Annotated in this window: 8 protein-coding genes and 1 pseudogene; 3 read left to right on the top strand and 6 right to left on the bottom strand. The window is 68.3% G+C overall.

The window, feature by feature from the left end; all coding sequences use genetic code 11:
• Positions 1–275 (bottom strand): annotated as a pseudogene (locus PV363_RS13240) (hypothetical protein); the annotation flags it as partial.
• Between the two features lie 97 nt (positions 276–372).
• The gene (locus PV363_RS13235; protein ID WP_220342474.1) at positions 373–1,101 is read right to left on the bottom strand and encodes an amino acid ABC transporter ATP-binding protein; all 729 of its coding nucleotides are present in this window, start codon (positions 1,099–1,101) and stop codon (positions 373–375) included.
• Between the two features lie 238 nt (positions 1,102–1,339).
• Between PV363_RS13235 and miaB the strand changes: the two genes are divergently transcribed.
• Positions 1,340–2,830, top strand: coding sequence for a tRNA (N6-isopentenyl adenosine(37)-C2)-methylthiotransferase MiaB (miaB, locus tag PV363_RS13230; RefSeq protein ID WP_301022552.1), 1,491 nt, complete (start codon positions 1,340–1,342; stop codon positions 2,828–2,830).
• A 22-nt stretch (positions 2,831–2,852) separates the two neighbouring features.
• Here the strand turns inward: miaB and PV363_RS13225 are convergent, their stop codons facing one another.
• Both PV363_RS13225 and PV363_RS13220 read right to left on the bottom strand, forming a co-directional pair.
• Positions 2,853–3,095 (bottom strand): antitoxin, encoded by a 243-nt coding sequence (locus PV363_RS13225; RefSeq protein ID WP_220341391.1) that lies wholly within the window; start codon positions 3,093–3,095, stop codon positions 2,853–2,855.
• 65 nt (positions 3,096–3,160) lie between these two features.
• Positions 3,161–3,631 (bottom strand): NUDIX domain-containing protein, encoded by a 471-nt coding sequence (locus tag PV363_RS13220; RefSeq protein ID WP_301022551.1) that lies wholly within the window; start codon positions 3,629–3,631, stop codon positions 3,161–3,163.
• Between the two features lie 49 nt (positions 3,632–3,680).
• Between PV363_RS13220 and PV363_RS13215 the strand changes: the two genes are divergently transcribed.
• Positions 3,681–4,355, top strand: a complete 675-nt coding sequence (locus PV363_RS13215) for a hypothetical protein (RefSeq protein ID WP_301022550.1) — start codon at positions 3,681–3,683, stop codon at positions 4,353–4,355.
• A gap of 85 nt (positions 4,356–4,440) precedes the next feature.
• Here PV363_RS13215 and PV363_RS13210 read toward each other — a convergent pair whose 3' ends face one another.
• On the bottom strand, positions 4,441–7,449 hold the full coding sequence (locus PV363_RS13210; protein ID WP_301022549.1) for a glycoside hydrolase family 3 C-terminal domain-containing protein: 3,009 nt from the start codon (positions 7,447–7,449) through the stop codon (positions 4,441–4,443).
• A 166-nt stretch (positions 7,450–7,615) separates the two neighbouring features.
• Positions 7,616–7,879, bottom strand: coding sequence for an antitoxin (locus PV363_RS13205; protein WP_220341395.1), 264 nt, complete (start codon positions 7,877–7,879; stop codon positions 7,616–7,618).
• A 65-nt stretch (positions 7,880–7,944) separates the two neighbouring features.
• Between PV363_RS13205 and miaA the strand changes: the two genes are divergently transcribed.
• Positions 7,945–8,874 carry a tRNA (adenosine(37)-N6)-dimethylallyltransferase MiaA gene (gene miaA, locus PV363_RS13200; protein ID WP_220341396.1) on the top strand — a complete coding sequence of 310 codons (930 nt, stop codon included), beginning with the start codon at positions 7,945–7,947 and terminating at the stop codon, positions 8,872–8,874.
• The last annotated feature ends 144 nt before the right edge of the window (positions 8,875–9,018 follow it).

Raw genomic sequence — 9,018 nt, 5'->3', positions numbered from 1 at the left:
CCCATGTTCGGGTCGAAGCCGACCGGCGTGTCGGACGTGGCGGACTTGAAACCGATGCCCGGCTGATCGAACTTGACGCCGATCTTGACCGTGCCGGCGTCGGCGATCTCCTGCGTGCGGCTACCCGCGTCGAACGACGCGTCCTTGACGACCTCGGGGCTGAAGCCGCCGCCGTCGCCGCTGTCGCTGTCATCGTTGCCGGCGTCGCCACAGCCGGCGAGCGCGAGGGCTGCTGCCGCCGCGATGACGGCGAACTTGGTCCTACGGATCTTCATTGAATCTCCCTTTGACTTCACGAGCGCCGCGGATGCGGCTCCGCCTTCGGTTCTGATGGAGCGTGCCGTTCGGTTCTGACGATGGAGTACGAGAGGGTCAGTGCTTGAGGATCTTGGCGAGGAAATCCTTGGCACGGTCCGTCTGCGGGTTGTCGAAGAACTCCTGGGGAGTCTCCTCCTCGAGGATCTGCCCGTCAGCCATGAAGACGACGCGGTCGGCGGCCGTCCGGGCGAAGCCCATCTCGTGCGTGACGACGATCATCGTCATGCCGCCCTTGGCGAGCGTGACCATGGTGTCGAGGACTTCCTTGATCATCTCGGGGTCCAGCGCGGAGGTCGGCTCGTCGAAGAGCATGACCTTGGGGTCCATGGCCAGGGCGCGGGCGATCGCGACGCGCTGCTGCTGGCCGCCGGATAGCTGGGCGGGGTACTTGTTGGCCTGCGACTCCACGCCCACACGCGTGAGGAGCTCCATGGCGCGCTTCTCGGCGTCGCCCTTGGACTTCTTGCGAACCTTCACCGGTCCGAGCATCACGTTCTCGAGGACGGTCTTGTGCGCGAACAGGTTGAACGACTGGAAGACCATGCCGACATCGGCGCGCAGCTGGGCGAGCTTGCGCCCCTCCGCGGGCAGCACCTCGCCGTCGATGGCGATCGTGCCCTCGTCGATGGGCTCGAGGCGGTTGATCGCGCGGCAGAGCGTGGACTTGCCCGAGCCGGACGGCCCGATGACGACGACGACCTCGCCCGGCTTCACGCGGAGATTGATGTCCTTGAGGACGTGGAGGTCCCCGAACCACTTCTGAACGTCGTCCATGGCGACCATGTGGGCGGCCGTCGCGGTCGAGCTGGTCGAGCCCGTCGGCGCAGGCGTGACCGAGTCGTACGAGTCATCGGACATGTGGGACAACGTAGGTGCCCGTACGGGTATGCACCAAACCGGCGTGACTCGGGACGGCAGGTTGTTGTGAGAACGTGACCGCGCTGGACGGCCCTCGCGGCCGTTCTGCCCCGGGTGGGTGACCCGAGCCACGGCCGTGCTGCCCCCGTACTCTGGGAGGGCTATGACGAAGACGTACGAAGTGCGCACCTACGGGTGCCAGATGAACGTGCACGACTCCGAGCGCCTGTCGGGGCTGCTCGAGGACGCCGGATATGCCGCGGCACCCGAGGGTGCGGCCAAGCCCGCAGACGTGGTCGTGTTCAACACCTGCGCCGTCCGGGAGAACGCCGACAACCGCCTGTACGGCTCGCTCGGTCACATCGCGAGCATCAAACGTGAGAACCCGGGCATGCAGATCGCGGTGGGCGGCTGCCTGGCCCAGAAGGACCGCGACACGATCACCCGGCGGGCGCCGTACGTCGACGTCGTCTTCGGCACCCACAACATCGGCTCCCTGCCGGCGCTGCTCGACCGCGCCCGAGTGCAGGAGGAGAGCCAGGTGGAGATCCTCGAGTCGCTCGAGGTCTTCCCGTCGACGCTCCCGACCAAGCGCGAGTCGGCGTTCGCCGCCTGGGTCTCGATCAGCGTCGGGTGCAACAACACCTGCACGTTCTGCATCGTCCCCAGCCTGCGCGGCAAGGAGAAGGACCGCCGCCCCGGCGAGATCCTCGCCGAGATCGAGGCGCTCGTCGCCGACGGCGTGGTCGAGGTGACCCTCCTGGGTCAGAACGTGAACTCGTACGGCGTCGAGTTCGGTGACAAGCTCGCGTTCGGCAAGCTGCTGCGGGCCTGCGGGGAGATCGAGGGCCTGGAGCGAGTGCGGTTCACCTCGCCGCACCCGGCCGCCTTCTCCGACGACGTCATCGCAGCCATGGCCGAGACGCACAACGTGATGCCGCAGCTCCACATGCCGTTGCAGTCCGGGTCGGACCGTGTCCTCAAGGCGATGCGCCGCTCCTACCGCAAGGACCGCTACCTCGGCATCATCGACCGCGTGCGCGCCGCGATGCCGGACGCCGCGATCACGACCGACATCATCATCGGCTTCCCCGGTGAGACCGAGGAGGACTTTCTCGAGACCATGGACGTCGCGCGCCAGGCGCGGTTCACGTCGGCGTACACCTTCCAGTACTCCCCGCGGCCCGGCACGCCGGCCGCGACCATGGACGAGCAGCTGCCGAAGGCGGTCGTCCAGGACCGGTACGACCGCCTCGTCGCGCTCGTCAACGACATCTCGTGGCAGGAGAACACCGCGCTCGTCGGGTCGACCGTCGAGCTGCTCGTCGCCGACACGAGTGCCGGCAAGGGCGGCAAGAAGGACGAGGCGACTCGCCGGCTCACGGGTCGGGCTCGGGACAACCGGCTGGTGCACTTCGCGCGGCCGGACGGTGTCGACGTGCGGCCGGGCGACATGGTCACGACCGTGATCACCAGCGCGGCTCCCCACCACCTGATGGCCGACGGCGCCCCGCTCGCGGTGCGGCGTACGCCCGCCGGCGACGCCTGGGCGGCCCGCAACACGCCGACACCGGTCGGCGTCGGGCTCGGGATGCCCTCGATCGGCGCACCCGCCCCCCTGCCGGTCGCCGACGGCCCCGCCTGCGCCTCCTGACGCCGCGCTACCGACGGCGCCGTCAGGGCCGTGGATCGCCCGGCCGCCTCCGGTTGGTCGGGTCGCCGTCGAGCTTGTCGAGGCCGTCCTTGAGCGCGTCAGCGCCCTTGTCGATCTTGTCGCCGTGCTTGCTCCCGGCCTTGCCGCGGGCGAGGTCGGCGGCCTTGTCGATCCCCTTGTCGATCTTGTCGCCGTGCTCGTTGAGCAGGTTCTTGGCCTTGCCCCTCAGGCGGGCGTTCTTCGTGAACTTGTCGAGCAGTCCCATGGGTCCTCCCGGACGACGGTGTGGTGGGTGATCTCAGGTATCCAGGATCTCAGCAAGGGCGGAGGTCAGCGCGTCACATGGGAGGTCAGCGTCATGATCGGAGGGACGTCGCCGCGCAGGTAGGCCTCGATCACGACCTCCTCGTGCACGACACCCGGCTGGGGCAGGTCGCGCAGGCTGAACCATCGCTGGTCGACGGCCTTGTCGGTCTCGGCGATGCGCGGGTCGCCGTCCCAGCGGCGGGCGATCCAGAAGAAGTCGACCCGCTGCTCGAGCGCGGGACCGCCCTGCACCCACCGGTGGAGCGTGGTCAGCGGCTCGAGCGCATCGGGCGGGATCGAGACGCCGACCTCCTCGTACGCCTCGCGCTGCGCCGCCGTCCTGGCCGACTCGTCTGCATCGACGTGGCCCGCGATCAGAGCCCAGTGCCCGTCGCGGTAGCCGGTGTTCTGCCGCAGCTGGAGCAGGATCTCCTCGTCACCGATCGGGCCGCGCAGCATCAGGACGTAGGAGGCAGGGACCAGGGCATGGCTCATGCCGAGCACTCTAGGCCGCGCCGCTGACGAGGAGGTTAGCCTCGGGAGCGTGCCCGTCTCCGTCGCCGTGGTCCCGCAGACCCCACTTCTCGTGCCCGAGATCGCCGCGGGTGCGGCGGGGGAGCTGGAGACCCTGCGGTCGTACGCGATCGACGCGGTCCGAGAGGTCACCTCCGACGCCGACCGTGTCCTCGTGCTCGCGCCGGGACCGGCCGACGCCCGCTTCGACGACGTGGCGGCGGACTTCACGCCGTATGGGTACGGGGAGCGCTCGAGCGACGCCACCGGCACAGGCGCCGGCGTGCGGCCCGGGTCGGCGCTCCCGCTGGGCGCATGGCTCCTCGACGCCGTCGGCACGACCGTCCCGCGTGTCTTCGCCGAGACCAGCGGCGAGGCGGTCGATCTCCCCGGCAACGGACGTACGGCCCTGGTGGTCCTCGCCGACGGAAGCGCGAAGCGCGACAAGACCGCGCCGGGATACGTCGACGTCCGTGCTCTGGCGTTCGACGCGGTGATCGGTACGGCGCTGGCCAGCGCCGACCTCGACGCCCTCGCCGCGCTCGATCCCGCCCTCGCGGCCGACCTGTGGGCGAGCGGTGTCCCGGCTTTTCGGGCTCTGGCTGCGACGGTGCGGGTGGATGGTGGTGACGAGATCGCGGCGCAGCTGACCTACGACGGTTCGCCCTACGGTGTCGCCTACTGGGTCGCCATCTGGCGCGGGTAGCCAGGGCTGCGGGTGCCGGCCCGGCACGCACGGAGCCCCCGGCGCCGCAGCGCCAGGGGCTCCGTCCTGCTGTCGTCCGGCCCTCCTACCTCCTCCTGTAGACCCGGATCGTCTTCGACTTGCTGGCGCGCTTGGCGGTCGACGAGCCCCGGTAGGTCACCGTGATCCGCTTCCTACCGGCCGCGAGCCGCTTGATCCGCTTGTTGGCCCGGCCTCGGGCGTTGAGAGTGCCGCGTCCGACGACCCGCTTGCCTCGCTTGATCACGTACTTGCCGCGCGCGGCCTTTCCGCCTGACACGACCCGGAACGAGACCCTCGCCCGAGTGGCGGTCGTCACTCGCTTCGGCTTGACCTTCAGGGCGGTGATCCTCGAGGCGGTCTTCGGTGCCGGTGTCACCGTCACGAAGACTTGTGCTGAGGCCTCGCCGCCGTGACCGTCGTTGACCGTGTAGCGGAAGGACGTCTTACCTGTGAACCCGCGCTTGGGTGTGAACCGGACCGCCGAGCCGTTGCCGATCGGTGTCACGGTGTTCCCCTTCAGGTCCGAGTAGGTGTAGGACAGTGCGTCCCCGTCCGGATCGCTCGCCCTCAGGTTGATGATGACCGAGCGTCCCTGCCTCACCTTCACGCCCGTGACGTTCTGGGCCGTCGGACGGCGGTTGCTGAAGTTGACGTTGAGCGTCTTCTGCAGCGGTGTGTCGGCCGACGAGCGGCCCACGTGGACGGTGTAGTTACCGTCTGCCGTCGCCCACTCTCCGTCCGCCCACTTCCTCAGATCGTCCGCGTCGTCCGGGACGAAGTAGGAGAACGGGTGGTTGGAGGCGTTGGAGTCGATCAGCACCGACACCTTCTTGCTCTGGCCGGCAGCGAGGTCGATCTTGTCGAACCCCACGAGCCGCTTCGACGGCTCGCCCGACTGCCGCGGAAGCGTGAGGTAGACCTGCGGGACCTCCTTGCCGGCACGCTTGCCGGTGTTGGTGACCGTGAAGTCGGCCCTCAGCGCGGTGTGTCCGTTGCCGCCTCCCACCTCGGTGACCTTCAGGTCCTTGTAGTCGAAGGTCGTGTAGGAGAGTCCGTATCCGAACGGGAAGTACGGCTCGGTCCCGGTCGCCTGGTACCACCGGTAGCCCATCTTGAGGCCTTCGGTGTAGCGGACGACGCGTTGCGGTTTCGGTCCCGAGACGGTGCACGGCGGCTGCTCCGCCGGATCGATGCACTGCGGGTCGCGCCCGTAGCCGCCGGGTGTGCCCGTGTTCTCCTCGAAGCCGTTGTACTGCTCCGTGGTCTCGTAGGCGGCCTCGTGGTCGGTCTTCCCGATCGTGAGCGGCAGCTTGCCGGAGAAGTTCGTGTCGCCGAACAGGGCGTCGGCGACGACCTGGCCGTCCCACTCGCCCGGATACCACGCCTGCACCATCGTGTCGACGTCGTCGATCCACGGCATGTTGACCTGGCCCTGCGTCTTCATGACGACGATCGTGTTCGGGTTGGCAGCCAGGACCCGCGGGATGAGCTCCTGCTGGTTGGTGCCGGTGATCGTCGGCAGATCGAGGTTCGGAGTCTCGTTCGGCGCGCCCGCGGCGGTGCTGTTCGGGTTCTCCTCGGGCCAGTAGGCGTTCTTGTCCCAGGTCTCTCGCGCCACGTCACCGACCATGAGGATGGTGACGTCGGCGTTGCGGGCCGCCCTCTCCGCGCTGGCGATGTTGGTCCCCGTGTTGAGGGTCACCGTGGCGTCGGAGTTCTTGCTGTCGAGCACGTTCTGCAGACCCTGGACGGGTGTCACCTGGAACGGCTCGTTGACCGTGATGTTCTGGGACCGGTTGCCGCTGCGCGGCGGCAGCGAGGCCTCGCGGGCGAACCACTGCGGACCGATCACGGCGATCGACTCCACCGCACCGGCGTTGAGAGGCAGGATGTTCTTCTGGTTGCGGAGAAGGACGAGTCCCTCGGCGCCTGCCTGCTTGGCGACCTTGGCGTGGGCACCGGTCGGCGCCATGAGCGGATCGATCTTGTCCCACTGGAACGACGTCAACGGGTTGTCGAAGTTGCCGAACTCGAACATCTTGATGTAGCGAGGACGCAGCAGGCCGTCGATGTCTGCCTCGGTGATCACACCCGAGTTGATGTACTGCTTGAGGATCTCCGGCTTGTACCACTCGGGCGACTCGTCGAGCTCGACGTCCACGCCGGCCCTGAGCGCGTCCAGAGTGCTCTGCTGAGCGCGCCGGTCGGAGAAGACGTAGCCGTCGAAGCCCCAGCGCTGACGCAGCGTCTGCTGAAGGAGCGGTGAGCTGCTGCAGTTGTAGGTGTAGTTCAGGTCCGGATAGGCGCACATCACGGACGACACGTCGGCGTCCTTGACGGCCATCTCGAACGGCAGCAGATAGATCTCGTGCAGGGCACGAGAGGGCACCCGGTTGGCCGACGTCCAGCGCTCGAACTGGTACTCCGAGTCGTTGGCGACGAAGTGCTTCGCCGTGGCCTGGCTGACGCCGCGGGCCTGGATCCCCTTGATGATCTCACTCGACATCACGCCGGTGAGGTACGGATCCTCGCTGAAGTACTCGTTGTTCCGCCCGCCGTACGGGGTGCGGATCATGTTCATGCCAGGTCCCCACAGGACCTGGTCGGCCCACGCCTCGAGCTCGACGTCGAGCACGTTGCCCCAGTCGCCCATGAGGTCGCGGTTGAACGTCGCCGCAGACGAGACCTGGGCGGGGAGTGCCGTTGCAGTCGGCTCGGGGAGGCAGTCGCCGCCTCGGATGCCCGTGCCGCCGTTGGCCTGCCGGAAGGTCGGGATGTCGAGCGACGGGATGCCCTCGATGTGACGGCCGATGATGGTGAAGTTGCAGTCGTTCCGGTCCGCGGGGCTGTCTTCGGGATCCCCGTCCGGATCCAGGTCCTCGTTGTAGAACGGCTGGTTGTAGATCTGCTGAAGCTTCTGGTCCAGGGTCATCGCGCCGATCAGCAGGTCGGCCCGCCGCTCCGGTGTGAGACTCGTGTTCATCCACGGCAGGTCTTCTTGTGCCTGCGTGATGGAAGGTATGAAGACTACCGAGGCGGCGACGAGGCCGGCCGCGGCAGCGTACGTGATCATTCGTCGAAACATGCGAGTGAACCCCCGACTTCGATGCCTGCCCCGAGATCCCATCCAGTCAAAGACCGGATCAAGCAGGAACAAACTGGGACATTTACCCCATCAGAACACCCGGTTGTCGAACGTGCATCTCTCGCTCGTCGTGAGGAGGCCGCGAGGCCGCAGGTCACCCCACGGCAGAGGGGCCGTCGGGGTCCTGGCCCTTGTCCAGCTTGTGGATCTGCTCCTTCGCGGCGGCGTGGGCCTTGTCGATCTTGTCGTCGTACGTGCCCTTGGTCAGGTCCTTGGCCATGTCCCGCACCTTCTCGAGCGCGCTGTCGATCGTGTCGCCGTTCTCGGTGACGAGGATGCTCGCCCGCTCCTTCATCTCGCGGGCCAGGTCCGCGCTGGAGTCCTTGAACCTCTCGAAGGCCTCGTCGAACGTGCTCATGCCGATCTCTCCCTGTCATGGGTCGGTGCGTACTGGGTGCTGGACACTCTCGAATCTACGTCAGAATGGTCGCCGTGAGCTCTCCAGTGGTCGCCGTCGTGGGGCCGACCGCCGCCGGGAAGTCCGATCTCGCCGTCGCGCTGGCGCAGCGCATCGGCGGCGAGATCGTCAACGTCGATGCCTACCAGGTCTATCGCGGCATGGACGTCGGTACGGCGAAGCTCCCCGCCGCCGAGCGCGGCGGCGTCCCGCACCACCTTCTCGACGTCCTCGACGTGACGGCACCGGCGACGGTCGCGGAGTTCCAGACCTGGGCGCGCGAGGCGATCGAGGACGTCCGGGCACGCGGCGGCGTGGCGGTGCTCGTCGGCGGCTCGGCGCTGTACGTGCGCGCCGTCGTCGATGCGTTCGAGTTCCCCGGGACCGACGAGGGCGTCCGGGCACGTCTCGAGGAGGAGCTGCAGACCCAGGGGCCGGAGGCGATGCACCGGCGTCTCGCGGGGGTCGACCCTGAGGCGGCGCGATCGATCCTCGCGTCCAACGGACGCCGGATCGTCCGAGCGCTCGAGGTCGTGGAGATCACCGGACGGCCGTTCGCCGCGTCGCTGCCCGCCCACACGGCGTTCTACGACGACCTCCGACTCATCGGGATCGATGTGCCGCGCGACGTGCTCGACGACCGGATCGCCCGACGGGTCGACCGCATGTGGGAGGACGGCCTCGTCGAGGAGGTGCGGTCGCTCACCGAGCGCGGACTGCGCGAGGGACGGACGGCGAGCCGTGCGCTCGGCTACTCGCAGGTGCTGGCCTACCTCGACGGCACGATGACCGAGGACGAGGCACGCGAGGCGACCGTCCGTGGGACACGCAAGTTCGCGCGGAAGCAGGACTCGTGGTTCCGCAAGGACCCGCGCATCGTGTGGCTCCCGTACGACGCCCCCGACCTGCTGGAACGAGCCGTACGGGTGGCGGAGGGCTCAGCCGGCGTGGCGTGACTCGAGCCTGCGGCGCAGCCGGCCGAGCGCGATCCCGTATGAGATGCGAAGGACCGGGGAGGCCAGTCGCCAGACCACCCCGGCGACCGCGCCGCCGGGCACCCTGACGCGCTCCTCCCACGAGAACAGGGTGCCGCCGTCGTC

Source organism: Mumia sp. (assembly GCF_028803055.1).
In the GTDB taxonomy this organism is placed as follows: domain Bacteria; phylum Actinomycetota; class Actinomycetes; order Propionibacteriales; family Nocardioidaceae; genus Mumia.
Note: the sequence above shows the minus strand (reverse complement) of the source record. Positions and strands in the feature narration are given on the sequence as shown.